Here is a 25,790-nt window from a genome sequence, read left to right as displayed (position 1 = left end):
CAATGATACTCCTCTTTCGAAGAGTGAACCGTCATGTACGGTCGCTAATTTCACCTTCCATCATGACCCGTCCGCGCACCCGCTCTTGCTGTTCTAGAATGTGTGGCCTCTGTCCCTCGGGATAGGCTTCAAGCGGCGGTCGACCATCATAAAGCACGCGCAGCATGATATCCCGCGCGATTGGTGCGGCTGCACGTGATCCGCTCCCGCCGTGTTCAACCACCACGGCGATGCTGTACTTGGGGTTTTCGATAGGCCCAAAGCCAACGAACAACGCATGATCCCTTCGTTCCCAAGGCAAGTCTTCGTTCTGAATAATGCCAAGAGCGCGTTCCTCCGGCGTGATCCGGCGCACTTGGCTCGTCCCAGTCTTGCCGGCCAGATTGTATCCTGCCGACAGAACGCGTGAACGGTACGCGGTACCTCGGTTGTGATTGACAACGTCTGCCATGGCTGCGCGGCAGCGCCTTAGGGCGTTTTCATTGACAGGCAGTTTTGCTGCCATAGACGGCGGTTCAGCCTCAAGTCGCGATTTCACTAATCGCGGTGTGATGTCTCGCCCCGACGCAAGGCGCGCCGTCATGGTTGCGAGCTGTAGTGGAGAGGTCAAAACATATCCCTGACCGATTGACGCGTTGACAGTGTCACCCACCCTCCACGTTTCATCGCGCACGCTTCGTTTCCACGCGCGCGTCGGATTGAGACCTTGTGCTACCGCCGACAGCGGCAAGTCATGACGCACACCGATACCAAACCGGGCCGCCATCTGCGATATCGCGTCAATCCCGACGCGTTGGCTGATCTCATAGTAATAACTGTCACACGACTGCTTCAGGCTTTCGTGTAGGTTCATGTTGCCATGCCCGCCACGCTTCCAACAATGGAAACGTGTTTCACCTACATCCACAAATCCGGGGCAATAAACGGTCTCTTCAGGTGCCACGACACCCGCCTCAAGAGCTGCGAGGGCGACGATCATCTTGTAGGTTGATCCGGGCGGATAGGTCCCTTGAAAGGCTTTGGCCGCCAAGGGGCGGTATGGATCCTCATTCAGCTCGGTCCAATTTTGGACCGAAATCCCCCGAACAAACTGATTTGGGTCAAAGGTTGGCGCAGATGCTACGCATCGCAGTTCTCCGGTCTCGATGTCCATGACCACCGCGCTCGCGCTTTCGCCAGCAAGGCGCGCCTGTGCGTAGCTTTGCAAAGGTGTGTCGATAGTCAGCTGAACATCTGGACCAGCCATGCTGTCAACTTGGCCGAGTTCGCGAATGATCCGCCCATTCGCATTAACTTCGACTTGGCGTGTACCAGCGACGCCTCTTAGTGAACGGTCAAGCTTGTTCTCTACGCCTGTTTTCCCAATTTGATACCTCGGTATCCGCAATAGCGGATCGGGATCATTTGTGCGGCCGAGATCGTAATCACTGACCGGACCCACATAGCCGACGACATGTGCCAGATCGGCCCCAAGAGGATATAGCCGGGACAGTCCCACCTCTGAACGTACACCCGGCAGTGCCGGTGCATTGATGTTAATGAAAGCGACTTCGTCCCAAGACAAACGTTCCTTCAGTGTGACAGGGATGAATGGTGCCTTCTGTTCCATCTCAGAAAGGGCGCGCGCGATGTCGTCGGGATCGAGTTCGATCGCGTTCGCCAGCCTTGCAATTGCTTCAACCGGGTCACCAGCCTCTTCGCGTGTGATGACCAAACGATAGTTCTGTTCGTTCTCGGCAAGCAGGATGCCGTTGCGATCAAAGATCAGGCCACGCGATGGAGGAATGAGTTGAACGTTGATACGGTTTTCTTCGGCCAGAAGCCGGTACTGATCGGCGTTCTCGATCTGGAGTGATCGCATGCGCCATCCGATAATGCCCAGCACGCCGATCTGACCCATCCCAACAATGAGCGCGCGCCTTGAGACACCTCTGAACTGCTGGACTTGATCTTTAGTACTGCGGACCATGGAACCTTACCACGCATTTGGCTCCTAAAGCTTGACACGTCGCAAACGCAAAGCGTTCGCAATCACAGACACTGATGACAGGCTCATTGCTGCCGCCGCAATCATTGGAGACAGCAGCAATCCAAAAAACGGGTAGAGAATACCCGCGGCAACCGGGACACCAGCGGTGTTGTAGGCAAATGCAAAAAACAGGTTCTGCTTGATGTTGCGTACTGTTGCTCTCGCCAGTTTCCGCGCACGCACGAGACCAACCAAATCGCCACCAAGCAGCGTGATACCAGCGCTTTCCACCGCGACATCGGCACCTGTACTCATGGCGATCCCAACATCAGCGGCCGCAAGGGCGGGGGCATCGTTGACGCCATCGCCTGCCATTGCGACTTGCGCGCCATTCTTGCGAAGCTTGTCGACCAGATCCTTTTTATCTTCTGGCAGAACGCCTGCGTGAACCTCATCAATACCCAGCTTCTCTGCAACCGATTCAGCCGTTTTCTGGTTGTCCCCGGTGGCCATAATGACCCGGAGCCCGAGACGATGGAGATCTTCGATGGCCCCAGCGGTAGTTTCCTTGATCGGATCGGCTACCGCAACAATTCCAGCAAATCTTGCATCAACCGCGACGAACATCGCTGTCTTCCCCGACGCTCGGAGATCATCGGCGGCGTTCTCTCCCAGTGCGTAATCCACACCAATTTCATTCATCATCGCAGGGTTGCCCAACGCAACGTTGCGACCTCGAACGTGACCTCGCACCCCTTTGCCGGTGATGGCTTCGAATTCTGTTGCGTTCTCCAACGATAAGCCGCGCTCGCGCGCCCCTTCAACTATGGCCTCGGCCAACGGGTGCTCAGATCCACGCTCCAGTGCCGCTGCAAGGGCCAGCACATCACTTTCTAAATAGTCACCTGATACGACCACATCCGTCAGCGTTGGGCGTCCTTGGGTCAGCGTGCCGGTCTTATCGACGATAACGGTGTCAACGCGTGCCATCCGTTCGAGCGCCTCCGCATCTTTGATCAGTACACCGGCCTGCGCACCCCGGCCAGCCGCTGTGGTGATTGAGATTGGAGTCGCCAAACCCAATGCGCAGGGGCAGGCGATGATCAGCACCGAAACAGCCGCCGTCACTGCAAAGGCCAATGCCGGATCAGGCCCAATTGTGAGCCACACGAAGAATGAAACGATAGCAATCACCACAACGGTTGGCACAAAAACCGATGAGACGCGGTCGGCCAATCCCTGAATGGGTGCGCGCGACCGTTTGGCCCCCGCAACCATATCCACAATCTGCGATAAAACGGTGTCCGCCCCAACTTGCGTTGCGCGAATTGCCAAGGTGCCGTTCTTGTTCAAGGTCCCGCCTGTGACGCGATCACCTTCACCTTTTTCAACGGGCAAAGGTTCACCAGTAAGCATGCTTTCATCAATTGAAGAGCGTCCTTCGATCACTTCGGCGTCCACGGGAATGCTGTCGCCTGGCCTGACACGTAACATGTCTCCTGCCACAACATGCTCCAGTGGTGCGTCATATTCGGTGCCATCGGGCAAGATACGACGCGCTTTCTTGGGCGCGAGGTCAAGCAAGGCACGGATAGCATCACCGGTCCGTTCTCGCGCACGAAGTTCAAGCACTTGGCCAACAAAGATCAATGTAACGATGACGACCGCTGCCTCGTAGTAGGTGCCGACGCTTTCGTCAGTGCGGTATTCATCGGGGAATATTCCGGGAAGGAAAGTCGCTGCCAGCGAATAGAGATACGCCGCACCTACGCCGAGCGCGATTAACGTCCACATGTTTGGCGACACGTTCTTGATCGAGTCTATACCCCTTCTGAAAAAGGGAAGTGCGGCCCAGAGTATGATTGGCGTGGCCAGCAGAAATTCGATGTAGATGGCTGTTTGATGGCCAATCCAATCACGTGCCTGCAAGCCGACCAGCTCACCCATCGTCAATATGACCAACGGTACGGCAGCGACTGCACTGATCCACATGCGTCTGGTAAAGTCAGTCAATTCCTCGGAGGGTTCATCTGAAGGCACCATTGGCTCAAGTGCCATCCCACAAATGGGGCACGCGCCTGGAGCATCCTTCAGGATCTCCGGGTGCATGGGACATGTCCATTGCGTGCCTGTCTCATCGACCATCTGTGTATTACGAGCATTTCCCGATGCATAGAAATAGGGATCTGTAGCAAACTTGGTTTCGCAGTTTTCAGAACAAAAATGGAAGCGCTCTCCGTCATAATCAGCGTGTCGGGTGATTTCATTCACATCGACAGTCATGCCACAGACCGGATCGGTATCTGTCTTGGCGCTTTTGGGCACTTGGGCTTGGAGATGCCCATGATCGTGTCCATGTTCGTGCTGGTGATCGTTCGCCATTGTCTTGGTCCTTCGCGTGCTTGACACTCACGAAGCTACTCATTCCAGCAACAGGAAGGTCAAGGCGGGTGGTCTTCTCCAATTGTATCATTTCGTAACGGCGACACCGCTACTCGCGATTTCCAGACAGAGACGGGTCAACCCAAAGTCAAAACCAGATCGTCTGAAACTGACATAACTGGAATATGCAGGTTTTCTGGTGCTGGCCCTTTTCGTATGCGACCGGCAGTATCGTAGTGAGATCCGTGGCAGGGGCAGAACCAGCCGCCAAAGTCTCCGGCCCTGTTGCCAAGCGGCACGCAGCCAAGGTGCGTACATACACCGATCATGACCAAAAAAGCGTCATGTCCGGGCACAACCCTATTGGCATCCGAAGCAGTATCCTCGCCAATCAGGTTGGGGTTTCTAGCGCTTGTATCCGGCAAGTCGCTGAGGTCCTCCGCACGCGCCTGATTGACTTCCTCCTCGGTCCGATGGCGAATGAATACGGGCTTTCCAGACAGCATGATCGTAAGTTGGGTACCGGGTTCAACACTGGACACATCAACCCTAATACTCGACAAAGCGAGGACATCCGCCGATGGGTTCATCTGATTGACTAAGGGCCATATGGCCGCGCCAGCGGCAACGGTGCCTGCACCGGCAGTCGCATAATAAAGAAAATCACGTCGTGCGGGGCTGGCGTCTAAATCACTTTCCATGATTCGATGCTACATCGTTCCCCCACAGGAAGGTCAATGCTATCGGCGAAGACAGTCCTCAGACTGGAGCAGGCGAAACACTGTGCGCTTCACTGCGTTTTTGCCCGACTATTGCGGTGCCAAAGAGCACCCAATATGAACGGAGCAGCAGTCATAAGTCCCAAGCCCAGAACAATCCATTCGGACGTGCCGAAATCGCCCGACATCGCCTCTGCGCCAAAGTGCGCGAGAAGGAAGCTGGCAGGCAAAATGCCTGCCAGTGTTGCGACCAGAAAGCGCCACAAATGCAACCGACTGAGCCCAGCCGCATAGCTCATCGCGTCGAACGAAATGAACGGCAATAGGCGGGAACCAAAGACCGTCAGCATCAACCAGTTTTGCGAGCCAAGCAGGCCATAAGTTGCTTTGTCACCAAGCCAGCGCTCAACTTGATCGCGTGCGAAGTAGCGTGCGATCAGGAAGGCAACTAAAGCTCCCAGCTCTGACCCAATGGCTACATAGATGGCACCGGCCACATGGCCGTATGCAGCACCACTGACCAATGCAATTGGCGCGCTGGGGATCGGGCTTGCCACAACTGCGGCCATCATCAAAACAATGATTAGAACAGGGCCCCACGGCCCAGCGAGAGCGATCCAGCCTTCAATGGTCTCACGGTCAATCTGGGGCATATACCCTAGGACCCATGCGCCAATAGCGGCAGCAACCGCAACAACGAAGAGCCAGAAACCCATCCGGCGAAAATTCTCATTCTTAGAAGGCATAGAGCATCACCAGAAAAATGGCTGCTGAGAGGTCGTAAATCACACAGAACGGAATGTACCAACGCGGGACGCGGGCCCCGACAATTGGTTTATGATGCAGTAAATCCCAAATCGCATGCAGGGCCAAGCCGAGCGGGATCGCGATCCAATGCCACAATAGACCTGCCAGCGCAGCCATGCCAAAAAGGACAGCCACCAGTAGCTCCAACGCTAGCGTTTTGCTGTCGTTTGCCTGTGCTCCAAAACCGATGTAAGCACCTCCAATCATGCCCAACGTGACTGCCGCAATCGCAATCGAAACATCTTGCGTGACGACAAAGTGCACCGGTGCCGAGACGATAAAAAGCAAACCGCCAAGAAGGGCCGGGCGGCGGACGTGAAATTCTGATTCCATTGTGCATTCTCATTAAATTCTGGAATCACCTTTGCGGGTTCCAGTCAGGGGAGGGTCAAGGACGAAATGCCTAACTGACGCTAAATTGGCCCATCATCCCGCCATCTTCGTGTTCCAGAATGTGACAGTGGTACATATACGGCGCGGATCGTGAGGCCAGTTTTTCAAACCTTACGGCTAACTCCACTTGACCATTGACCAATACGGTATCTTTCCACCCACGGTTCTCCGGCCTTGGCCGCTGTCCGTTTTCCGAAAGCACTTGAAAACGAACGCCGTGAATGTGGAATGGATGCATCATCAGGTCCCCTTGAACGATCCAGCGTTCGAGACTGTTATGTGCCACGGCGAAGTTGAGCGCTGATTCATCAAAAGCAGCATTGTTGATTGAAAACTGCTCGTTGGATCGTGTCATCATCATGCCCATTCCCATGGACATATCGAGCGAAAACCCCCTGACTGATGCGCCAGTAATATCCAGGTTTGGCAAAGCACCATCAAGGCTATCGGGCAGGCCGTCGATCCGTGTAGGAAGCGTGGTATCGATGGCGAATGGCAGAACCACAAACTGGCCGCCAGAACGCCCACCCATCATCCCACCCATTGCAGAATTTGCAATGTTTTCGGAAACAAGTGAGCAATTGGTACCACTTGTGAAATCGACAAGGACCTCTGCGCGCTCACCAGGAGCAAGGAAAAAGGCATTGAGTGCGACGGGGCGGTCGAGATAGCCGCCATCAGTGGCGATCAGATGCATGGGTCGATTGTCAGACAGTGAAAGCTGATAAATCCGCGCGTTAGATCCATTGACAAGACGGCACCGCACAATGCCCTGTGGCACAGCGGCGGTAGCGCCTATCTGTCCATTCACCACCATGGTATCGCCGACAAAACCGTTCATGGCTTCATGCATGCCGCTGTCATATGTCATCCGACCACGCCAGTTGAACTGGCGATCCTGTAAAACAAGAGTCAGATCGTCGACCCCGTAGGTGGATGGCAGGCCGCGGCTATCATCGCTCCCGTCGGTCACATGCAAGACACCGGCAAGCCCGAACATGACCTGTTCCGCCGTCGTACCATGGACATGGCTATGATACCACGCCGTAGCAGGGGGCTGGTCCAGCGACAAGACTGGATGCCAGCTCTGTCCCGGCGCAATTGCTTGATGCGGCCCGCCATCAACGTCGCCCGGAACAAGCAAACCATGCCAATGGGCCGATACAGGTGCGCGGAGCTGATTGTTGACTCTGGCTTGCGTGTCCGCGTCTGCCATGACCCGCACGGTCGGCCCAAGATAGCTTTGGTTGTAACCCTGCGTTTGCGTGGCTGCGCCACCGTCAAACCGCGTCGTTCCAGCTTGCGCTGTCAATCGAAATTGCCGTGAAGCCGTCGCATCCAGAAGCTGCGGATAAGTGAGTTGCTTTCCCGTTTCTGCGGTAACTTGCGCCGGAAGTGCAGCCATTGCACCAAAGCTAGCGCTACATAGCAGAGTTTGTCTTCGATTTAGCATTACTTGCTTACGCTAGGCTCTCTGGCAACGTCGCCAGTGCCGTTTCAATATCAACAACAGGAAGACCGGCAGCGATCCAGCCGGGCCCCAATGATGACCCCAGCATCCCTTCGGAAACATCAATGAACCCAGTATATCCGGCCTGGCGCAGGCTGCGCATCACGCTGCCAGATCGCCCACCAGTCGCACAGGTCAGGGCGACGGGTCGGCCATCTGCAAGGTCTCGCGCTGCAAATAGGCGCTCTGGGAACCGGTTTTCATGCAGACTGATCGCCCATGCGCCTTTTGCCAAGCCAGTCTCGTCCCACTCCGCGCGTGAACGCACGTCAATCAAACGGATCTGGTCAGCCTTAAGCGCCTCATATGCTTGGCCTACCGACCAAATCTCAGATGACTGCGCTAACCCGAGCGATGGCGCAACTGCGGTTGCAACCAACGTCGTCACTACCTTACGGCGGGTGAGAAAGTGTGCCATTACGGGCCTCCTGATTTAATTGTCATCACCATGATGGTCTGCGGCACCGTCATCGGACATGTTACCCATGGCACCAATCCGCGTCCCCGCCGCTTGCATCTCTTCTTGCGTGACTGCACCATCTGCATCCGCATCAAGATGCTGGAAGCGATCCACCATCCGGTCACGTACCGCGTTGGTGTGCAGTGCTTCAAATTCCTCGAGCGTCAAGGCGCCATCAGAGTCTGCATCAAACTCCTGCATCTTGACCGCCATATGCGGTGCCATATTTTTAGGATCACCGTCAGGCATCATCATGCCCATGATATCGCGGTCCATCATAGCCATCCGGTTGGCACCATTCATCATACCCATCTGGCCGCTACTGCCCATCATGTTCTCATGCATCTGCATCATCATGGGCATCATATTGCCGTTCATCATTCCCATTTGTGACGCGTCGCCACCCATGCCCATACCGCTACCGTTATCCATTTCTGACATCATATCCGTATCTGCATCTAAGGTGTCTCCAGGATCTTCATCAGCATAAACTATCTGCGACATTCCGGCTGAAACCAACGCAGCGAGTACCAAAACACGTTTAATCGACATCTTCTTTCCTTTCCATTTGTACAACAAATATCGGGATCGTCTTCATCCGGGTAAAGGTCTGACGCATCGGTGTTTTGTAATGTTATGTCGCGGATTTTGGTTACAAAAGGTGACAAACGCACCCCTAACAGCCTGCGGCATCACTTGATAAATTCTAGGCATCTCGCATTCGCGCAAACACCTAGCCAAGGGTAAGCTTCACATGACACCAGAGATCGGTCACTTCGCGCTGGCGCTTGCACTTGCCATGGCGATTGTTCAAAGTGTATTGCCAATTCTAGGTGCCGCCCGTGGCAATATTTTATGGATGCAATCCGCAAAGTGGTCATCGCTAGGACAGGTCTTTTTTGCATCCATCGCGTTCTTTGCTCTGCTGCAGGCTTTCGTGACGAGCGATTTTACGGTCAAGAACGTCGTTGAAAACTCGCATTCGCTCAAACCCATGCTGTTCAAGGTCGCAGGGTCCTGGGGCAGTCACGAGGGGTCGTTGCTCCTTTGGGTGTTAATTTTGACAGTTTTTGGTGCCGCTGTTTCTGTTTTTGGCTCCAACATCCCGGATAGTCTAAAGGCTCGGACCCTGTCTGTGCAGGCATGGATCAGCGTTGGTTTCATCACCTTCATGCTGTTCACATCGAACCCGTTTGACCGTGTTTTCCCACCCCCGGTAGACGGGCAAGACCTCAACCCATTGCTTCAAGACGTCGGCTTGGCGATGCATCCGCCACTGCTTTATTTTGGGTATGTCGGCTTCTCCATCGTGTTTTCCTTCGCCGTCGCGGCCTTAATAGAAGGCCGGGTAGATGCGGCTTGGGCAAGATGGGTCCGCCCTTGGACGCTCGCGGCTTGGCTCAGCCTTACCGCTGGCATCGCGCTAGGGTCCTGGTGGGCCTACTATGAACTTGGTTGGGGCGGATGGTGGTTCTGGGACCCGGTTGAGAATGTCAGCTTCATGCCTTGGTTGATGGGCACGGCGCTTTTGCATTCTGCCATCGTCACAGAAAAGCGGGACGCCTTCAAAAGCTGGACGATCCTGCTGGCGATCCTGACATTTTCGCTCTCGCTACTTGGTACATTTATTGTTCGGTCAGGTCTGCTGACTTCTGTTCATGCTTTTGCAGTCGATCCTGAACGTGGCTTATACATTCTGGGTCTTCTGGCGGTGTCGATCGGTGGCTCTTTAGCACTCTTTGCGTGGCGTGCACCCGTCATGGAACCAGGTGGCATCTTCAAACCGATCAGCCGAGAGGCAGGTTTGCTCATCAACAACCTGATCCTTGCGACAGCGACAGGCATCGTCCTGTTTGGAACACTTTATCCGCTGTTTTATGAAGCGTTGACGGACGGCCAAAAGCTGTCTGTCGGGCCGCCATTTTTCAATGCAGCCTTCATACCGATTATGCTGCCGTTGGTTTTCGTCATGGGCATCGGGCCGTTCCTGTCTTGGAAACGTGCAGACCTACCGGGTGTACTTCAAAGGCTGCGGATTGTCGCGGTTCTGACAGTTCTGGCGACACTCGCGGTCTGGTACATCGTGCGCGGCGGTCCGGTGCTTGGCTATTTATCCATCCTTCTCGCCATTTGGCTTTTCATGGCGACCCTCAAAGAGTGGACAGTGCGGATTAAACTGTTTGAGGTGCCGTTCACAGAGTCGCGCAGGCGTGCCGCCAACCTTCCTAGATCAGTCTATGGAATGACACTCGCACATACCGGACTAGCCGTCGCTATGTTTGGCTTCATCGGCTCAAGCGTTTGGAAGACTGAGGAGATTGTCTTTGTTCAGCCGGGCAGCCAGATCGAAATTGCAGGATTTGATGTCACATTCGAGGGCCTTGAACGGGTTCGTGGACCAAACTATGTCGCCGATCGCGGCAAACTAACCGTTAGACAAGACGGGGTTTTTGTAACAGAGCTCTTTCCGGAAAGCCGCTACTACCCAGTGGCGGAAAGCAACACGACTGAAAGCGCTATTCGCTCGACGATGGCTGGTGACCTTTACGCTTCTATCGCCAGACCAGCATCAGAAGAAGCCGGGGCAGGGGGCGCGTTGACACTGCGCATTCTTTACGAGCCTTTGGTCAATTTCATCTGGATTGGATCAGCCATGCTGGTTTTGGGCGGTGGGCTATCTCTCTCGGACCGGCGGTTGCGCGTTGGTGCGCCGCGTCGCGGTGCGGCCAAGAAGATATCAGATTCGGCGCAGGTTCCGGCGGAATAAGGATGACACGTGCTCTTGCCCTTATTCCGCTACTGATCGCGGTTGTCTTTGGAGGGTTCTTCTTGTGGGGCCTCGATCCAGACCGGGATCCGAATGATATCCCCTCAGTCTTGATTTCCCAACAGGCGCCAGAGTTCACGCTCATGGACGTCGAGGGATTAGCGACACCAAGCTTTGCGCGGACCGATCTTGTTGGCAATCCGGGCCCTGTGATCGTGAATGTCTTTGCCTCTTGGTGTGTGCCATGCCGTGCCGAACATGCGGTCCTGACCCGGCTTGTCGAAAGCGAGGGGCAGCGTCTTTTCGGGATCAATTACAAAGACAAGCCCGAGGATGCAACGCGCTGGCTGGCCGAACTCGGCAACCCTTACGAAAAGATCGGGGCTGACAGCACAGGCAGAGCCGGGATCGAGTGGGGCATTTCCGGTGTCCCTGAGACATTTATCGTCGGAGCGGATGGCACCGTTCTCTACCGATATGTTGGTCCTGTGGTCGGTGATGATGCCGTCGGAAAGTTTAGAGAAGCACTGGTTCAAGCCGGTGCCTTGGAAAGAAGGGTAGGTGGATGAGACACCTTGCTGTTGTGTTGTTTCTGGTCTTGCCCGCAACCCTTTTTGCGGTCGAGCCGGATGAGATATTGCAAGATCCAGTGCTAGAGCAACGCGCGCGGGAGATATCGAAAGAACTGCGCTGCGTCGTCTGCCAGAACCAGGACATTGATAGCTCAAACGCCGGTGTCGCCCGTGACCTGCGCATCCTAGTCAGAGAGCGTCTGATTGCGGGAGATAGTGATGTCGAAGTAGTCGACTACGTCCATGCGCGATATGGTGACTATGTTTTGATGCGCCCTCCGTTCAATGTCTCAACGGCAGCACTGTGGCTCGCACCCTTCATACTTGCTTTGGCCTCTCTTCTGATTGGATGGGTGGTGCTGTCAGCCAGCCGAAGACGGAAGACGGTGACAGGCCTGTCTGCTGCTGAAGAAGCAGAAGTAGCGCAGTTCATCGAGCAGAACAAAGTGAGTGAAAAAACATGATCTGGCTGTTCTTCCTACTTCTTTCCCTGTTCGCGCTGACGCTGATGGCGATGCCACTGCGCGGGAGGTTTCAAATCGCCGCCATTCCCGAAGATACCACACCAGCGGTGCTTTTGGATCAGTTGGAAGAGGTGAAGCGCGATCTGGATCGCGGTGTTATCTCAGAAGCGGAGGCAAAAGCTGCCGAGCAAGAGATCAAGCGGCGCATTTTGATGCAGTCACGCAAGGCGGAAACACGCAGAATTGCGACGAACACCGGCGGCCGCATCGTTTTGATCCTTGGCGCTGTCTTCGTGCCATTGTTTGCGGGAGGCTATTACATGACGATGGGATCACCCGAGATCGATAGCCTAGCCTTTGCTGACCGTACCGCCGAACGGGAAGAGGCCGCCCAAATCGCCGATTTATCGTCCCAGCTCTACGAGAGGCTTGTGAGTGATCCAGATGGTGGGCCAAGCGAAGGTTGGATGCTTTTGGGGCAAACCTACACTCGCATGGGCCGGTTTGAAGATGCGGCTGAAGCGTTCAAGGTTGTTTCTGAGCGCCCTGAAGCGGACTCAGCCGTTTTTTCCATGTTGGCGGAGGCACTGATCTACGCAGAGCAAGGCGTGGTCACACCACCAGCCGAAGCTGCAATTGATCGCGCAATAGCAATGAACCCTGGCAACCCGGCTAGCGTCTATTACAAGGCTGTCGCACTGTCGCAAAAGGGCGAGTCATTGCGCGGCTATGACCTGCTGATAGAACGCCTGGATGCGGCGGATGGCTTTTATCCTTGGATGGAAAGCCTTGTGGCAGAGGCAAACCGCATAGGTGACGGGATTGGGAAGACACCACTTTCATTGGCAGACTTTGCGCCAACGGTGAATGCACCGGGCCCCACAGCGGATGACATTGCGAACGCGCAAGACATGTCAGATGATGACAGGCAGGCGTTTATTCTTTCGATGGTTGCGCGTTTGGCTGACCGCCTTGAAAACGAGCCTGATGATCTTGATGGATGGATGCGTTTGGGGAATGCCTATTCTGTTCTTGGAGAGGCAGAGGCTGCAATTACGGCGTATGAACGGGCACAAGAGCTTGCGGCTGACCTAGGGCCACCTATATTGCAGGAAATTGCAGATGCGCTCAAGCGATTGAGGCAGTGACCGTTGTTAAATCGTAAGCAGGGATTAATTAACGACACCTCCCAGCAACTAGAAAATCTGTGCAACTATTTAACATAAACTTCATTATGCGAATCTATCATGTACGCGGGTGCGCGCTACCCCCGACTGCGACTCTTGTTAGAAAACAAAAGGCGCAAGATAGAAGATTGGCGGTACGCTGGGGTGCCGGTGAACGTGATGGCGCTCGACCATATTCCGCGAGTTCAAGCGCAATCCTTCTCCGATCCATGCATCCCGCTGGTCGAGGTGCCATAGAGTGTCACGCAGCATCTATTGCGGCATCTCCCCCGAAATCCGTTTGAGTTCGGCAGCGCGGGGATCATAGCGATAGCTCGTTATTGTGCCATCCCTGATCTTTTCAACAGCGTCGTTGATGACGAAGATGGGTACGAGGAACCATTCTCGTGGGACCACAGGCCTTCCAAAGCGATCCATGATTTCGATCTCGAGCCGTGCGGGTTCGAAAATGCGATGGATCAGGTTCTCCAGTTTTGTTCGGTTGATGTTGTAGAGTTCATAAGTCGCAACCACCTCGACGTTCGCCATCAGAAACGTCGGCTGTAAGTGCGCGCCAGCAATCCGCTTATTAACGCTCATATTGGTGACGCCGATCTTATGCACGAGTTCCCGGTTTGCCGTGACGAGTGGATGATCGGATTTGCTGCGAAGAACATAAATGATCCCGCTCGCCTCATCACCGTCGAGTGTCTGATCGGAAAAAAGTGGCCCTGCCGAAGGATCGGTGATCCGCCGTCCGGCGTCGTCCTTGTTCAACGCGCGCTGAAGCGAGCGCATCAGCATGTTGCTCTCGGTCCCGTTGTCGAAAATCACCCGCAGACGCGCATCCGTGCGACCTTGCTCGTTGGTGATGGTCTCGCCCTTGTCGGCGACATAGGCCTTTTGACCGCTGACGATGAAGAAGCGTCCCTTCTCGATCTCGGCTTTCATCTCGAACGGGCGAGTTTCGCGCAAGCCGCTATCCAGTTCTTTCTGGACCTGCTCGAACAAGGGTTTGAACGTCGCGAAATCCTTGCATTTCTCGCGGTTTGCGACTTCATCGGCGGCCTTTTTCTCGGCTGTTGACCGGACATGCTTCAATTCCGTGAGAGGTGATTTAGCAACTTCCACGCCCAGTTCGGCGAGGAGGGCATCGTCATCGAGGTCATCGGAGTCTGATGCTGAGGGCGCAGGAGTGTTTGCTAGGAGGCCCTGCTCGTCGAGTGGGGCAAGGAGGTCGCGGCATTCCTGCAAGTCGCGGATCTGATCAAGACGCACGGCGTAGAGGCGTTCAAAGATATCACGATCCTCCCCGTGCTGGGGAGGCCGGCCATGCTCATCTGCAAATCGCAAGATTTCCTCAAAACCTGCGATGATGCGTTCTTCGCGTGGTGTGCGGCTGAGCTGCTTCTTGACCTCGACCTCGACGCCAAGCTCAGCAAGGAGGGCGTCGTCTTCGTCGGTGAAACCCTTAGCCATTGGTAGCCTCCTGCTTCATGCGCGCGAGATAGGCGACGCCTTCGGCCATTTTCTTCTCCCACGGATCAGGCGATGTGATGGAAGGCAGACGGCCCCGCTCCTGCTTGAACTTGACGGCGCGTTTCGCCAGATCTCGCGCCTCGTCCGGTGACAGTTGCACCTTTTTCGCCGAGATGACGGCCTGAACCTGCCGAAGGCTTTCCTCGCTCATCGTCTTTGCCAGAATCGAGTAGGCTTCGCCGAACGGATTGATGCGATCAATCAGATCGATGTCGAGTTCGCGCACGTCCATTGCGAATTTGCGCACCCCGTCGATCAAGGCGGTATTGCCGGTTGTTTCTGTGTCATCGCGGTTCGACAGCGCGATCTCTTTCGCCTTTTGGGTCAGGTTCAGCGCAGCAACTGCGTGTTGGCGCACCGCTTCCTGATCCTCTGCATCTAGCTCTGGGAACCTGGCACCGACAATCTTGCCCATGCGAACCTGCGTCAGTTCCTCCGGCACCAGCTCTTCGTCGAAGAGACCCCGTTCGATCGTAGTCTTGTCCTGAACGAAAGCTGTGATCACCTCATTGAGGTCCTCTTGGCAGATGCGCTTGGCTTCCTTGCTCTTGGGTTCGACCAGGCCTTTGATTTCGATCTGGAACTGTCCGCTGGCCTCGCTGAAGCCAACGTTCTCTTTGTTGGGGTCATAGCCGCCCTCGCCGTAATCGAACCCTTCGACAGGGCCACTTTTCACGGTCTTGGGCGTGAAGTTGAAACGTGGGGCCAGCACCTGCTCCATCAGCAGGCTTGCAGCGATCGCCTTCAGTGTATCGTTGACTGCCTCGGTCACAGCTTCGGCCGCGGCGTCGGGCTCCGCGATAAGGTTGGTGAACCGCGCTCGGGTCTTGCCCTCGGCATCGCGGGTGGCGCGGCCGATGATCTGCACGATCTCCGTCAGGCTGGCACGATAGCCCACCGTCAGGGCGTGTTCGCACCAGATCCAATCGAACCCTTCTTTCGCCATACCCAGGGCAATGATGATGTCGACATGATCGCGGTTGTTCTTCTGCGTGGAGTCTTTCAGCGCGGCGGAAACCTTGTCACGCTTGGATGGCTCGTCGTCCACCAGATCGGCGATGCGTAAGACTCGCTCGTCGGGCGTCTTGACCAGCTGAAAGCCTGTGATGGGATCCGCTCCCTGCCAATCGCCCAGGGCGTCAATGATATGCTCGACCTCGCGATGCTTGTCCTTGGTGCTTTCGCGCGAGTTCACGTTCGGGATGTGAAGGATTGTCTTCTCGGTCGGATCCAGAACCTTGAGGATGTCGTCCGCATAGGACCCGGAATAGAAGAAATACCCGATGTTGAGCGTCTTGAGGTATTTGTAACCATTCAACTGCTGATAGTAGGTATAGGTGAAGGTATCGAACTTTGCCTCATCTTCGGGCGACAGAACGGCTTCGGCATCGCCGCGGAAATAGGACCCGGTCATCGCAACCAGATGCACCTTGTCGCGCGCGACCAGTGCGCCCAGATGCGTGCCCAGCTTGTTATCAGGGTTGGCAGAGACGTGGTGAAACTCGTCTACCGCGATGAGCCGATCATCAAACGCTTCAATCCCGAACTTGTCCACGGCGAACCGAAAGGTCGCGTGGGTGCAGACCAGAATCTTGTCGTCGCTCGCCAGAAACTTGCCGACAGCGCCGACCTTGCCGTCATCCCCGCCGGGAGCGTTGCATAGGTTCCATCGCGGTTGCACGGTCCAATCTGCCCAGAAGCCGTACTTGCTCAGCGGCTCGTCGTTGAAGCTGGACCCGATGGATTTTTCCGGCACCACGACGATGGCCTGGCGCAGGCCCTGATTGTGCAGCTTGTCGAGCGCGATGAACATCAGCGCGCGGCTCTTGCCCGAGGCCGGGGGCGACTTGATCAGCAGGTATTGCTCGCCCCGCTTCTCATAGGCACCCTCCTGCATTTCGCGCATGCCAAGCTCGTTCGATTTGGTCGAGCTTCCATTGGCCGCGTAATTGACAGAGACGGAAGGAACCTGCTGTGTCATGATGTTTTCCTTCTGAGGGGCGCGGAATCATTCGCTTTGGGGCAGGCAATCAAAACCCGATCAAGTAGCGATACCGCACCCTGCCTATCGTAACAGTATGATTTATATGTATTTTCCAACTTACGCCCTCTAGCCCACATACGCACAATCAAAACCCGATCAAATGTTGTCCCCGTCACGCCCATGAGGGGACATATCCGGCCCGAGGGCGTTCAGCATCCGCAGGACGGATCAGATCAGCATCCAGCGTTGCGCGAATAACCCGCGATGCCTGCGCAGCGTTCTGGTCGTCGATGCCAAGCCGCTCCCGAAGTGTCGCGTTCGTCATCTTTTGACCGCCTACGTATTTGAGCGCGGCATGTTGGTAACACGCTCGCACGGCTTCTTCCGGTGTCATGTCCGCAAATCGGCGTGGTGCAAACAGAACCACGCGCACGGCGTCTCCCTCCATGCGGAAATCCGGTGGTGGCAACTGGTGTAGCTCAACCGCCGAGATCACCTTGTCGATGCCGGTGCCTTGTTCTTCGCAAAGTTTCATCCGCCGCATCAACGACGCAAGGGCTTCATTTCGGGAACGCGGCGGCGAGTCCAAAAACCGGTCGGGGCTAACCAAGGGGGCGCCCGGGTTCGTGATCTCCATTCGATCACTGAACAACTCGATGAGTGGTCCTGCGCCGGTGATTGTCATGTCTTGGTGGATCAATGCGTTGGCGATCAATTCGCGGATCGCTATCGACGGGTAAAGCGGTCGCTCCTCGCGGAACGCTTTACCAATCAGTTCGTTGCGGGGCAGAAGACCGTCGATATAGTCCACCAAACCCTGAAAACCCGCTGCATAGCCGCGCTGGCCATCCTGGCGGTGACTCACGTCATCTGCACGTCCGGTGCCGGCATAGGCCACGAAACGGACGCCTTTGCGCTCCACAGAGGGGCCGAAATCGGCAAGTTTCTTGGCATACAGGATTGCACCTAGATTGGTGATGTTCCAACGATCGCTTATATCTTTCTGGATCAGGCGATCCGCCAATAGCCTGTCGAAGATCCCCTGCCTGTTATCCGGCAAGGGCTGGCCCGTAAGATCGAAGTAGTTGGCGTAATTCAGCCGCTCAAGAACATCGTCACCGGTCAGGAACTGGGCCGCTATCCCTGTCTCCCAAGCGTAGGGCTGCAACTTGGCCCAGAGGGCACGCAGGCGTTCCGGATGGTCGGACAGGCGCGGCGTGGCACTGCCGATGCGCAAATAGGCGGTCCGGTCAAACTCTACCGGAGCGGTTGCGGCGGCGGGGATAGTCAGCAGGATCAGGCGCTGCCCGTCATGATCGACCTCTTCGAACCGGAACTCGATGCCCGGCTGGAGGTGGTTGGCCACCCACAGTTCGAGCGGCTGCCCCTTCTCCTTTTTCACGGTCGGCTCGAAACTCGTGCCGACAGCCGCATGATCGCCGTCGCGCACCCCCCAGACCACATAGGCATAGTGCTGATCTGCCAGCCGTGCAGCATTGGACAAGGCAGAGATCAGCTTGCCGATCAACGGCCCGTCGGCATTGTTTTCCTTGAACTCGATCCATGTGGTTTCCGCTGGTTTGGCACGCAGATCGTCGACCAGCCTGCGGGTGCGTTCCGCGCTCATGACAGGGTCAAGGGTCATTGTATGTTCACTTTCTGACCATCACGCCCGACCGGTGCTTCTCATAGGCGCGTTCCTGCATCGCGTGCATAACCAGCTCGTTCGACTTGGTCGAACTGCCGTGGGCGGCGTATTTGACGGAGACGGAGGGGATACCTTTGGTCATACAATCACTTTCATCAAATTCGGGTCTGGCTCATCCCGAGCAAAGCCGAATGAAGCCTCTCAGTCTTTTCCAGCCAGTCAGAAAGCAGTGAGCCCGCCTCAAAAAATGCAACGTCCGTATCTGGGTAACGCAACCCGGTCGACCTCTTGTCCAATCGGTGCAGTTCGGCAATCCAGGCTTTCGCCCATTCTGGCAGCCCTTTGATCATACCAGCAAGCGTCGCGAGGTCATGTCCGCCTTTGCTTGATCCAGTCTGATGCAGGGCAACCGCTTTCAACGCCAGTTCAACTGAGTGCCGAAACAAGTAGATGACCGGATAACTGGCAACGTAATCCTCGATCTTGTTGCCAGACACCATTTCGCAGATGGATCGCGACGCCTGATAATACTGGATACTGACGCGCCGGAAATCCTCGGCCTTGGGTGTTCCATCTATCGGCCAACCTATCGAAATGGACTTCGGGAAAGACCATTCGTCGGCGCGCTGCCAGCGCTCGTCTATTTCCTCGAACAGCTTCTGATCTGCGAGGTGACCGCTCATGCGCTCACCTTCGTCGTCATCCGCGTATACATCTCGAACAGTTTTTCCAGCCGTTCGGTGTCGTTGCGGAAGCGGCGGCCGATGTAGATGCGTTCCAGCACCTCGTCGTTGTGGTCATGGGCGGCGCGGAGATTGGCGGGCATTTTTTCGGGGTCGTAGAGGTCGGCGATGGTGGCTGGGAAATGCGCCTCGCGGGCCAGAAGGATGCCTTCCGCTGCCGCTGTCAGGTCGGCGCGGTTCTTTTCGGTCAGTTTCGGGACGGGAAAGGTATTCCAGCCGAGAGTGTTGGAATAGCTGAAATCGTTCCTCATTCTAACGCAAACACTAGCAATCCATTGTAGATGTAGTGAGCTGGCCACTATCCCCAAGAGCCAGGGCTCCGCGTCGTACACAACTGCGCATTTGTTAGATGCGACAGTTGAGTCGTCGATGAAACCGCACGGCAAGTATTCTCTATTGGACGACGTGATCGATGGTACGATTAGCGCTTTACCCTGCCTGTGGGGCGCATACACAAAACGATGTGGTGTATCAGCGTTGCTCTGCGACTGTAGCCCTTTACTACTTAAGCGGATTTCTCGGACGGAATCTAGTCTTCGCTGGATAGGAGGAATTGCCTTAGCAAGTGCAACTTGGTCGTTCTCAATCCATAAGCAATATCTATGACTTGATTTGGTAAACTCCTGAGCACCAACGTATTTCTTCACAAGTACTGAAGCCTCCGGAAAATCCTCAAGAAGTACTTGCACATCTTCTCTGCTTAAAATGAGCTCACCACCATCTGAAGGCTTGTTGCCATAGTCCATTTCAGGGAGGTCATTCAAAGAGTGCGACGATTTTGCGACGATCGTGTTTGCCATAGGAATGAGGTAAGGGCCAATATTTGGCACGCTCATCTCATTTTCTGCGTCGAAAAGACGTTTTCGCTCTGATACGGCAAATGAAAGCCCAACGATTACAACTGTCACGCCTGCGTTTGCTTTCGCGAGGTTCTGCCAAGTGAATGGTCGATGAGCGAAGAAGATCTCCGCTCCACTCGAAAAAATGAATGGCCATAGCATCGCCACTTGGATGCCTTGGCAGACCGATTTCGTTGCCACAAAGGCGGATTTGCAGTCAACGAATTTACCATACTGGACTGCTTTTGCGAACCAGCAGGCGACATAGTCTAAGTCACGATAGGTCTTTGCAATAGGTGCAAAAACTCGCTCCATGTCTTCCTGTTGTTCTGTTGTTCGCCACTGGCTGCCCAGATAGGGCGGGTTCCCGCAAATATAGGTCTCGCCCCCTTCGTTCGCGAAGTCGATCTGCGCCTGATCCGCTGGCTGCATGAACAGGTCATCGGCCTGAAACTTCACCCCCGTCCCCGTGGGCGGGCAGACCGACAGCCAATCCAGCCGCAGGGCGTTGCCACAGGTGATCCAGTTCTGCGCGTCCAGCGGCAGGAACTCGGCCAGCGCTTCTTTCTGGCCGCGATAGGTCACGTCGCATTGGTATTCCGCGATGATCAGCGCCAGCCGCGCGATCTCGGCCGAGAAGTCGCGCAGCTCGATCCCGCGATAGTTGGTCAGGGGAATGTCGGTGCGGCGCTGCGGCTCGCCCCGGCGCTTGTTGATCTCATACTCCAGTGCGCGCATTTCCTTGTAGGCGATGACAAGGAAGTTGCCCGACCCGCAGGCGGGATCGAAAACGCGGATCTTGGCCATCCGGGCGCGCAGATTGGCCAGCTTGCGCGCGTTGTCGCCCGCAGCTTCCAGTTCCGTGCGCAGATCATCGAGGAAGAGCGGGTTCAACACCTTCAGGATGTTCGGCACCGAGGTGTAGTGCATGCCGAGGACCGAGCGTTCCTCCTCATCCGCGACGGCCTGGATCATGGAGCCGAAAATGTCGGGGTTGATCTGAGTCCAGTCGAGGCTGCCGATATGCGACAGGTAGCGCTGCGCGATCTTGGAAAAGCGCGGCACATCGGTGCTGCCCGAGAAGAGGCCACCGTTCACATAGGGAAAGGTGTCGGCCCAGCGGGGCAGCTTGGCCTCGGCCCGTTTGGGGATGGCGGTGTTCATCGCACGGAAGATTTCGCCGATGACCTCGTGCGTGTTCGAGCCGTCGCGGTTGGCCATCTGGTCGATGGTGGCGGTGAACAGGTTGTCGCTGACGAAGATATCGGTGTCTTCGGCGAAGAAGCAGAAGATCAACCGCGCCATAAAGTGGTTCATGTCATGGCGTTTTTCGGCGCTGCCCCAGTCGGGGTTGTCCTTGATCAGTTCGACATAGAGCCGGTTGAGGCGGCTGGTCGCGCGGATGTCAAAGGCGCTCTCTCGGATCTGCTTGACGGTGGAGATGCCAGCGAGCGGCAGGAAGAAGCCGAAATGGTCGGGGAAATCGGTGTAGCGGCAGGCGATGGTTTCGCCGGTGGTGATATCCTCGGCTTCGAGGTCGATGCCATCGGTGGCGAGGATGAACTTCGCCTTGGCACGAGTGGTGGCGGGGCTATCACGAAGGGCGGTCAGGGTCGCCGCGATGTCTCCCGGGGCGCAGGTCGCAAGATGGATGTTGTTGGTCTGCAGAATGCCGCCGATATCGGACTTGTTCGACGCGCCGGTACGCAGGCGCTTGATGGTGGTGTCCTTGTTGCCGAAGGCCATGAGGAAGGCATAGGGAAACTCGGCCGCGTCAAAAGGCTGCTCGGCGAGTTCGGAAACGGCTTGTTCGATTTCAACGGCGTTCATTCGGCTGTCCAGGGGTTGATCAGGTCGATATCGCAACCCTCGAAGTCAGGCGTGTTACGCGTGGCGACGGAGGCACCACGGGTGTGGGCAATTGAGGCAATCTGGCAATCGGCCTGGGCGATCGTTCGCCCGGCGGACCGTCGTGCGGCGGAGATGGCGGCATAGGACTGCGCGGCGGCGCTGTCGAAAGGCAGAATGCGCCCCGCAAGGTCCTCACGCAGGATGCTGTCCACTGCATCAACCAGCGCGGCGCGCCGCTTGCCGTTTCCCATTATCGCGAGGCCGTAGCGCAGTTCCGCTTCCGATATCGAGGTCAGATAGACGTTGAGCCCGTCCTGCGCCGACAGCCATTGCTCGACCCTCGGCTCGGGAGCCGGGCGCAACAGCTCAGAGAGGACATTCGTGTCGAGGATGATCACGCGTCAGGCCTGGTCGAACGCGGGCGGTTCACGCATGGCTTCACGCTGCGGAAGGTCGAGATCAACGCCACCCAGAGGCGCGACCCGCGCGCGGATGGCCGCGGCAAGATCGTGGGATGGCTTCGCTTCGCCGACAACATGGCGCAAGATCTCGCGCGCCTCCTCTTCCATCGAACGGCCGTGCTCAGCCGCACGGATGCGAAGGCGGCGCTTCACGTCATCGTCAAGGTTCCGGATGGTAATGCTTGCCATGATCTCCTCCTGATAGGAGTGTAATCATCGCAATCAATGCGATCAAGGCTAATCGCTGGAACGCATGGCTTCCTCAGGGTGGGCAAGCCGACGCTGTCGGCTCGCGATCTTGCCGACCACCGCAACCGCAATACACATCACCAATGTTGCAATAGTATATTTTCGTATGTATGCTGGGTGAAGATCGTCAAGGGTCCTTGCCATGCGTTTCGAATTCAAAAACCTCCCTCTGGTGGCCTTTTTAGCTCTCGCCTTGACCGGCCCAACAGTTCCGACGCAAGCACTCGCCCAAACCTATCAGATCGATTGCGCCATCCTGTTGTGTTTGTCCGGTGGGTGGCCGGCTTCCGTGCCATGCGCACGCGCGCGGGCCGAGTTTATCCGGCGCATCACACCTTGGCCGGTGGAGCCGCCGCTGCAGATTTGGCGCTGCCCCATGGGTGCGTCTTACGATGGGCCTGCCAGGTCGCGCCCCACGGACCGGATCTTCGATGCCCTATATAGTGGTTCAGGAACCCCACCAAACTCTTCAGCCCCGCTCTTCGGTCAGGCAGCCGAGGCAGGCGGAATGCTCGGGCTGAAAGGCTCCGACGCTGTCTGGGGGAACCTCGCGCGGGCTGATTACGCCCTCCAGCTCGTAGAAGACCGCGCCGACATCGATATCAGCGGGCCGGAATTCAATTTCGTGCGCTCCATCCGCGTCTTTGACGTTCGTTATGCCCGCCAGCATGAATCCGGGCGAGATGGCGACTGCAACCGCAGCGCCGTCGTTGTCCTCGGCACCTACGGGATCCAGGGCGATTTTTCTTGGAGGGCGTCGTCACCCGCAGCGCTTCCTGCTGCGCATGCCGGTCTCGAGCGGTGGGGCGAGCACTGCCCGAACATTTATCACAGATCCGTCTTCGTTGAGTGGCGTGACTATAGCGGGAATTACGGCTTCGAGCAGGTCAATTACTGACTGTTGAGGCGCCGCGACGTCGCGCAGAGCCTCGTACGAAATCAAACCTGCAACGCAGGCACACTCACACAATCGAGGGCCATAATGGCCATATTCTACTAAGTCAGTCGTTGCGACAGGGCAGCTGCGTGAGAGACGCGAAGTCAATTTCAGCTTTATCGGCATCGCAGAGATCCGGGTAAATCTTTGACACGCGCTGTGGGCCATGCATGTCCCACCGGATTGCCAGAGCACCTGTGTTCCAGCGATAAACCCAGCCGACAATGGTTTCTTCATCGGCTGCAATCAAATTGGCGATCGCGATGCCTTCAACCTCATTTTCGTTCACTGTTTACTGACTTCCTGCAATTTGGCGTTGCGGATAGCAGCTCAGATCCAAAGCGGTTGCTGCAACCGTGTGCCGGCCCTCGTTAAAATCGGTTACTGTTCGTCCTCGCGGTAACGTATAAACACCGGGAGAAGTCAGCTCCCGTGTTCTCGAAAGTTGAAATGGCTCAAATCCGGTGGTCGGGCTCCGTGGCGGCTTCAACGATCGCCAGGACTTCATCCTTATCAAAGCCAATGACCCTCGCCAGGACTGTAAACTCCACGACGTCGATACGACGCTCACCGCTTTCGAGGCGTGCCACAAACGACTGGTGGCGTTTGAGCTTCGCCGCCAACTGCTGCTGGCTGAGACCCGCATTCTGACGTGCATCAACCAACGCACGGACGAGCGCCAACTGGCCATTTGTTCTGATTGTTTTTGCCACGCGTCACATACCTTTTGTGACGTCGCTAGCGGATGAAATCTGTTATCTAAAAAGTAGATATTTGAGGGTGTTATCGGCGTCTGGTTTCCATGGGCTGCAAGTCTGATGCTCCCGAGGCTGCCCATCAATCCCCTACCAATTGCAGAAACCGGCCGTAGTCCTCACTGACCTCCCTCGCTTCCTCGAACGCGCGGGCGCGTTCGCTGTCGAGGCAACGGAAGTAGCTCTGGATATCCTGGATGTAGTCTTCGAAATCGCCACGGATGATGTCCGCATAGTCCCGCGCCGCCTGCGAATCACTTGGCAGAAAAGGACGGGCCGGGGCGAAGCAGGACTCTGCGAAACCCGCGCCAGGGACAACCAGGAGTATCGGTACAGCCCGCAATAGGTGTTGGCCTCTCAACCTGCGGTTTCTCAAACCTGTTATCTCCTTGATCGCGGACACTGGCCGTGACTAGTGTTTGCGTGACCAAACTACAGCTAAAGCACGATATTACATCTTGCGGTTGATAGTATACTACCGTAACTCTGGGCTTCAAGTGGGAATGCCCGGGGTTGCGCCATTGGAGAAAGCGTGAGCCGGGCCATGAACTGGGACATCGAAGCACCAAATGTGGTTACGGAAGCCAGGTTCCGCGAGCTCGTGGAAAGCGGCTATAGCGCAGAAATCCTGTGCCAGGAGTCGGCACACAAGAAAGGCCCCAGCTATTACGGGGTCTGGATCATGCGCGTTGTCTCTGATGACGGGGTGGAAAAGCTCCTCGTCACCGCCCGCACGCGGACGACCTACAACGATATCAAGATCCGCGAGTTCAAGACGATCTCCGGCGTGGTGTCTTTCTTCATTGGCCTTGGCTTTGCGCATGTCGACCTGCCGCTTGAGGCGGGTACAAGCCGTACGCACAAACTCGCCCCGCCAAACAAAGCCCCATCAGACAAGGGCGCTGACAACTAACCTCGTCTGTCTCTGGCTGGTCGCAGCACCTGCCTCAGCGCAAATGGTCCTGGTCATGGAGGGCGACGGCTCTCTGACCCCGTCCCGCTCCCAAAGCAGCTTTGCTCGAAACTACAATGACGGGATTGGTCAGAGTTCGGCCTCCGATGGGATCGCGATCTTCGGCGAGGTAGAGGCCGAGCAAGAGGGCGTCCAAGTCGCGGCGCTTGCCCGCCCGACTCCCCTGCCCCGCGCCGATGTCCTTTCCGGGATTCAGACCACGGCCCTGCGTTATGCCAGCCACCCCGGCCTAAGGCGCGCGGAGCTTTCCGTCACGGGCTGGCTGAGCCTCTACCGCGCCAATATCGAAGTGGAGAGCGGCTATCGGCAGGATGCGATCTCACATGCGGGCGCCATTGGCCTTGGTCAGCTGATGCCCGACACCGCGCGCGACCTCGGCGTTGACCCGAGTGACCCCCAACAGAACCTCGACGGCTCTGCCCGCTACCTCGCGATGATGCTGGAGCGCTTCGGCGATCCGCATCTGGCGCTGGCGGCCTACAACGCGGGTCCGGACGCCGTGCGCCAACACGGTGGCATTCCCCCTTACCGAGAAACCCAGAACCACGTGGCCCGCGTCATGGCCGTCGTGGCCCGATTGGAAGGATCAAATTCATGATGTC

26 protein-coding genes are annotated in these 25,790 nt (G+C 56.4%); 7 read left to right on the top strand and 19 right to left on the bottom strand.

The window, feature by feature from the left end; all coding sequences use genetic code 11:
- Positions 1-31: 31 nt before the first annotated feature.
- The 8 genes from mrdA to AN189_RS14155 form a co-directional block, all read right to left on the bottom strand.
- Positions 32-1,969, bottom strand: a complete 1,938-nt coding sequence (mrdA, locus tag AN189_RS14190) for a penicillin-binding protein 2 (RefSeq protein WP_056037169.1) — start codon at positions 1,967-1,969, stop codon at positions 32-34.
- Between the two features lie 24 nt (positions 1,970-1,993).
- On the bottom strand, positions 1,994-4,351 hold the full coding sequence (locus AN189_RS14185) for a heavy metal translocating P-type ATPase (protein WP_056037164.1): 2,358 nt from the start codon (positions 4,349-4,351) through the stop codon (positions 1,994-1,996).
- 137 nt (positions 4,352-4,488) lie between these two features.
- On the bottom strand, positions 4,489-5,052 hold the full coding sequence (gene petA / locus AN189_RS18840; RefSeq protein WP_083484426.1) for a ubiquinol-cytochrome c reductase iron-sulfur subunit: 564 nt from the start codon (positions 5,050-5,052) through the stop codon (positions 4,489-4,491).
- An 89-nt stretch (positions 5,053-5,141) separates the two neighbouring features.
- Entirely contained in the window at positions 5,142-5,786 is a 645-nt protein-coding gene (locus AN189_RS14175) for a TVP38/TMEM64 family protein (RefSeq protein WP_056037273.1), read from the bottom strand.
- Positions 5,787-5,805: 19 nt separating this feature from the next.
- Positions 5,806-6,210 (bottom strand): DUF6010 family protein, encoded by a 405-nt coding sequence (locus AN189_RS14170; RefSeq protein WP_056037158.1) that lies wholly within the window; start codon positions 6,208-6,210, stop codon positions 5,806-5,808.
- 70 nt (positions 6,211-6,280) lie between these two features.
- Positions 6,281-7,675, bottom strand: coding sequence for a multicopper oxidase domain-containing protein (locus AN189_RS14165; RefSeq protein WP_253279627.1), 1,395 nt, complete (start codon positions 7,673-7,675; stop codon positions 6,281-6,283).
- A 55-nt stretch (positions 7,676-7,730) separates the two neighbouring features.
- Positions 7,731-8,198, bottom strand: coding sequence for a rhodanese-like domain-containing protein (locus AN189_RS14160; RefSeq protein WP_056037152.1), 468 nt, complete (start codon positions 8,196-8,198; stop codon positions 7,731-7,733).
- 15 nt (positions 8,199-8,213) lie between these two features.
- Positions 8,214-8,792 carry a hypothetical protein gene (locus tag AN189_RS14155; RefSeq protein WP_056037148.1) on the bottom strand — a complete coding sequence of 193 codons (579 nt, stop codon included), beginning with the start codon at positions 8,790-8,792 and terminating at the stop codon, positions 8,214-8,216.
- Between the two features lie 202 nt (positions 8,793-8,994).
- Here AN189_RS14155 and AN189_RS14150 point away from each other — a divergent pair, with 202 nt between their 5' ends.
- From AN189_RS14150 to ccmI, 4 genes are read left to right on the top strand one after another with little or no spacing between them, the layout of a single operon-like run.
- Complete coding sequence (locus AN189_RS14150; protein WP_056037144.1) at positions 8,995-11,007, top strand: heme lyase CcmF/NrfE family subunit; 2,013 nt, start codon at positions 8,995-8,997, stop codon at positions 11,005-11,007.
- 2 nt (positions 11,008-11,009) lie between these two features.
- Complete coding sequence (locus AN189_RS14145; RefSeq protein WP_056037141.1) at positions 11,010-11,576, top strand: DsbE family thiol:disulfide interchange protein; 567 nt, start codon at positions 11,010-11,012, stop codon at positions 11,574-11,576.
- Positions 11,573-12,043 (top strand): cytochrome c-type biogenesis protein, encoded by a 471-nt coding sequence (locus tag AN189_RS14140; protein ID WP_056037134.1) that lies wholly within the window; start codon positions 11,573-11,575, stop codon positions 12,041-12,043. The genes AN189_RS14145 and AN189_RS14140 overlap by 4 nt, the downstream gene beginning before the upstream one ends.
- Positions 12,040-13,191, top strand: a complete 1,152-nt coding sequence (ccmI, locus tag AN189_RS14135; RefSeq protein ID WP_056037130.1) for a c-type cytochrome biogenesis protein CcmI — start codon at positions 12,040-12,042, stop codon at positions 13,189-13,191. Before AN189_RS14140 ends, ccmI begins: the two co-directional genes overlap by 4 nt.
- A 291-nt stretch (positions 13,192-13,482) precedes the next feature.
- On the opposite strand, the gene AN189_RS14130 is transcribed toward ccmI, so the two are convergent.
- The 8 genes from AN189_RS14130 to AN189_RS14100 form a co-directional block, all read right to left on the bottom strand.
- The gene (locus AN189_RS14130; protein ID WP_056037127.1) at positions 13,483-14,688 is read right to left on the bottom strand and encodes a GIY-YIG nuclease family protein; all 1,206 of its coding nucleotides are present in this window, start codon (positions 14,686-14,688) and stop codon (positions 13,483-13,485) included.
- Positions 14,681-16,729 (bottom strand): pseudomurein-binding repeat-containing protein, encoded by a 2,049-nt coding sequence (locus AN189_RS14125; protein ID WP_056037125.1) that lies wholly within the window; start codon positions 16,727-16,729, stop codon positions 14,681-14,683. Before AN189_RS14125 ends, AN189_RS14130 begins: the two co-directional genes overlap by 8 nt.
- A gap of 175 nt (positions 16,730-16,904) precedes the next feature.
- The gene (locus AN189_RS14120) at positions 16,905-18,359 is read right to left on the bottom strand and encodes an ATP-binding protein (RefSeq protein ID WP_056037120.1); all 1,455 of its coding nucleotides are present in this window, start codon (positions 18,357-18,359) and stop codon (positions 16,905-16,907) included.
- 25 nt (positions 18,360-18,384) lie between these two features.
- Entirely contained in the window at positions 18,385-18,522 is a 138-nt protein-coding gene (locus tag AN189_RS19185; protein ID WP_157057502.1) for a hypothetical protein, read from the bottom strand.
- A gap of 13 nt (positions 18,523-18,535) precedes the next feature.
- Positions 18,536-19,063 (bottom strand): HEPN domain-containing protein, encoded by a 528-nt coding sequence (locus tag AN189_RS14115; protein ID WP_056037117.1) that lies wholly within the window; start codon positions 19,061-19,063, stop codon positions 18,536-18,538.
- Entirely contained in the window at positions 19,060-21,792 is a 2,733-nt protein-coding gene (locus AN189_RS14110; protein ID WP_056037114.1) for a DNA methyltransferase, read from the bottom strand. Before AN189_RS14110 ends, AN189_RS14115 begins: the two co-directional genes overlap by 4 nt.
- Complete coding sequence (locus tag AN189_RS14105) at positions 21,789-22,211, bottom strand: type II toxin-antitoxin system VapC family toxin (RefSeq protein ID WP_056037110.1); 423 nt, start codon at positions 22,209-22,211, stop codon at positions 21,789-21,791. Before AN189_RS14105 ends, AN189_RS14110 begins: the two co-directional genes overlap by 4 nt.
- Before the next feature lie 3 nt (positions 22,212-22,214).
- Complete coding sequence (locus AN189_RS14100; protein ID WP_054540688.1) at positions 22,215-22,463, bottom strand: hypothetical protein; 249 nt, start codon at positions 22,461-22,463, stop codon at positions 22,215-22,217.
- Positions 22,464-22,665: 202 nt separating this feature from the next.
- Here AN189_RS14100 and AN189_RS19500 point away from each other — a divergent pair, with 202 nt between their 5' ends.
- Positions 22,666-23,421: a hypothetical protein gene (locus AN189_RS19500; RefSeq protein WP_216597749.1), complete on the top strand. Its 756-nt coding sequence runs from the start codon at positions 22,666-22,668 to the stop codon at positions 23,419-23,421.
- A gap of 103 nt (positions 23,422-23,524) precedes the next feature.
- Here the strand turns inward: AN189_RS19500 and AN189_RS14090 are convergent, their stop codons facing one another.
- The 3 genes from AN189_RS14090 to AN189_RS19735 form a co-directional block, all read right to left on the bottom strand.
- Positions 23,525-23,749: a hypothetical protein gene (locus AN189_RS14090; protein WP_056037107.1), complete on the bottom strand. Its 225-nt coding sequence runs from the start codon at positions 23,747-23,749 to the stop codon at positions 23,525-23,527.
- Between the two features lie 166 nt (positions 23,750-23,915).
- Entirely contained in the window at positions 23,916-24,173 is a 258-nt protein-coding gene (locus AN189_RS14085; RefSeq protein ID WP_056037104.1) for a helix-turn-helix transcriptional regulator, read from the bottom strand.
- Positions 24,174-24,297: 124 nt separating this feature from the next.
- A complete protein-coding gene (locus AN189_RS19735; protein WP_056037269.1) occupies positions 24,298-24,558 on the bottom strand; it encodes a hypothetical protein in 261 nt (86 codons plus the stop codon).
- Positions 24,559-24,759: 201 nt separating this feature from the next.
- Here AN189_RS19735 and AN189_RS14075 point away from each other — a divergent pair, with 201 nt between their 5' ends.
- Both AN189_RS14075 and AN189_RS14070 read left to right on the top strand, forming a co-directional pair.
- Complete coding sequence (locus tag AN189_RS14075; RefSeq protein WP_056037100.1) at positions 24,760-25,128, top strand: hypothetical protein; 369 nt, start codon at positions 24,760-24,762, stop codon at positions 25,126-25,128.
- 43 nt (positions 25,129-25,171) lie between these two features.
- Complete coding sequence (locus AN189_RS14070; protein ID WP_056037098.1) at positions 25,172-25,786, top strand: lytic transglycosylase domain-containing protein; 615 nt, start codon at positions 25,172-25,174, stop codon at positions 25,784-25,786.
- Positions 25,787-25,790 lie beyond the last annotated feature (4 nt).

The sequence above is a fragment of the Loktanella sp. 3ANDIMAR09 genome, from assembly GCF_001420005.1.
Classification (GTDB): domain Bacteria; phylum Pseudomonadota; class Alphaproteobacteria; order Rhodobacterales; family Rhodobacteraceae; genus Loktanella.
This window is presented reverse-complemented; position numbering and strand designations above follow the sequence as displayed.

Bases quoted from the DNA above. Each gene is read 5' to 3' on its own strand.
- AN189_RS14160 (WP_056037152.1), bottom strand. From the start codon at position 8,198: ATGGCACACTTTCTCACCCGCCGTAAGGTAGTGACGACGTTGGTTGCA.
- AN189_RS14155 (WP_056037148.1), bottom strand. From the start codon at position 8,792: ATGTCGATTAAACGTGTTTTGGTACTCGCTGCGTTGGTTTCAGCCGGA.
- AN189_RS14170 (WP_056037158.1), bottom strand. From the start codon at position 6,210: ATGGAATCAGAATTTCACGTCCGCCGCCCGGCCCTTCTTGGCGGTTTG.
- AN189_RS14145 (WP_056037141.1), top strand. From the start codon at position 11,010: ATGACACGTGCTCTTGCCCTTATTCCGCTACTGATCGCGGTTGTCTTT.
- AN189_RS14075 (WP_056037100.1), top strand. From the start codon at position 24,760: ATGAACTGGGACATCGAAGCACCAAATGTGGTTACGGAAGCCAGGTTC.
- AN189_RS14130 (WP_056037127.1), bottom strand. From the start codon at position 14,688: ATGGCTAAGGGTTTCACCGACGAAGACGACGCCCTCCTTGCTGAGCTT.
- AN189_RS19500 (WP_216597749.1), top strand. From the start codon at position 22,666: ATGCGTTTCGAATTCAAAAACCTCCCTCTGGTGGCCTTTTTAGCTCTC.
- AN189_RS14100 (WP_054540688.1), bottom strand. From the start codon at position 22,463: ATGGCAAGCATTACCATCCGGAACCTTGACGATGACGTGAAGCGCCGC.
- AN189_RS14140 (WP_056037134.1), top strand. From the start codon at position 11,573: ATGAGACACCTTGCTGTTGTGTTGTTTCTGGTCTTGCCCGCAACCCTT.
- AN189_RS14115 (WP_056037117.1), bottom strand. From the start codon at position 19,063: ATGAGCGGTCACCTCGCAGATCAGAAGCTGTTCGAGGAAATAGACGAG.
- AN189_RS19185 (WP_157057502.1), bottom strand. From the start codon at position 18,522: ATGACCAAAGGTATCCCCTCCGTCTCCGTCAAATACGCCGCCCACGGC.
- AN189_RS14110 (WP_056037114.1), bottom strand. From the start codon at position 21,792: ATGAACGCCGTTGAAATCGAACAAGCCGTTTCCGAACTCGCCGAGCAG.
- ccmI (WP_056037130.1), top strand. From the start codon at position 12,040: ATGATCTGGCTGTTCTTCCTACTTCTTTCCCTGTTCGCGCTGACGCTG.
- petA (WP_083484426.1), bottom strand. From the start codon at position 5,052: ATGGAAAGTGATTTAGACGCCAGCCCCGCACGACGTGATTTTCTTTAT.
- mrdA (WP_056037169.1), bottom strand. From the start codon at position 1,969: ATGGTCCGCAGTACTAAAGATCAAGTCCAGCAGTTCAGAGGTGTCTCA.
- AN189_RS14165 (WP_253279627.1), bottom strand. From the start codon at position 7,675: ATGGCTGCACTTCCGGCGCAAGTTACCGCAGAAACGGGAAAGCAACTC.
- AN189_RS14070 (WP_056037098.1), top strand. From the start codon at position 25,172: ATGGTCCTGGTCATGGAGGGCGACGGCTCTCTGACCCCGTCCCGCTCC.
- AN189_RS14150 (WP_056037144.1), top strand. From the start codon at position 8,995: ATGACACCAGAGATCGGTCACTTCGCGCTGGCGCTTGCACTTGCCATG.
- AN189_RS14120 (WP_056037120.1), bottom strand. From the start codon at position 18,359: ATGAGCGCGGAACGCACCCGCAGGCTGGTCGACGATCTGCGTGCCAAA.
- AN189_RS14175 (WP_056037273.1), bottom strand. From the start codon at position 5,786: ATGGGTTTCTGGCTCTTCGTTGTTGCGGTTGCTGCCGCTATTGGCGCA.
- AN189_RS14185 (WP_056037164.1), bottom strand. From the start codon at position 4,351: ATGGCGAACGATCACCAGCACGAACATGGACACGATCATGGGCATCTC.
- AN189_RS14125 (WP_056037125.1), bottom strand. From the start codon at position 16,729: ATGACACAGCAGGTTCCTTCCGTCTCTGTCAATTACGCGGCCAATGGA.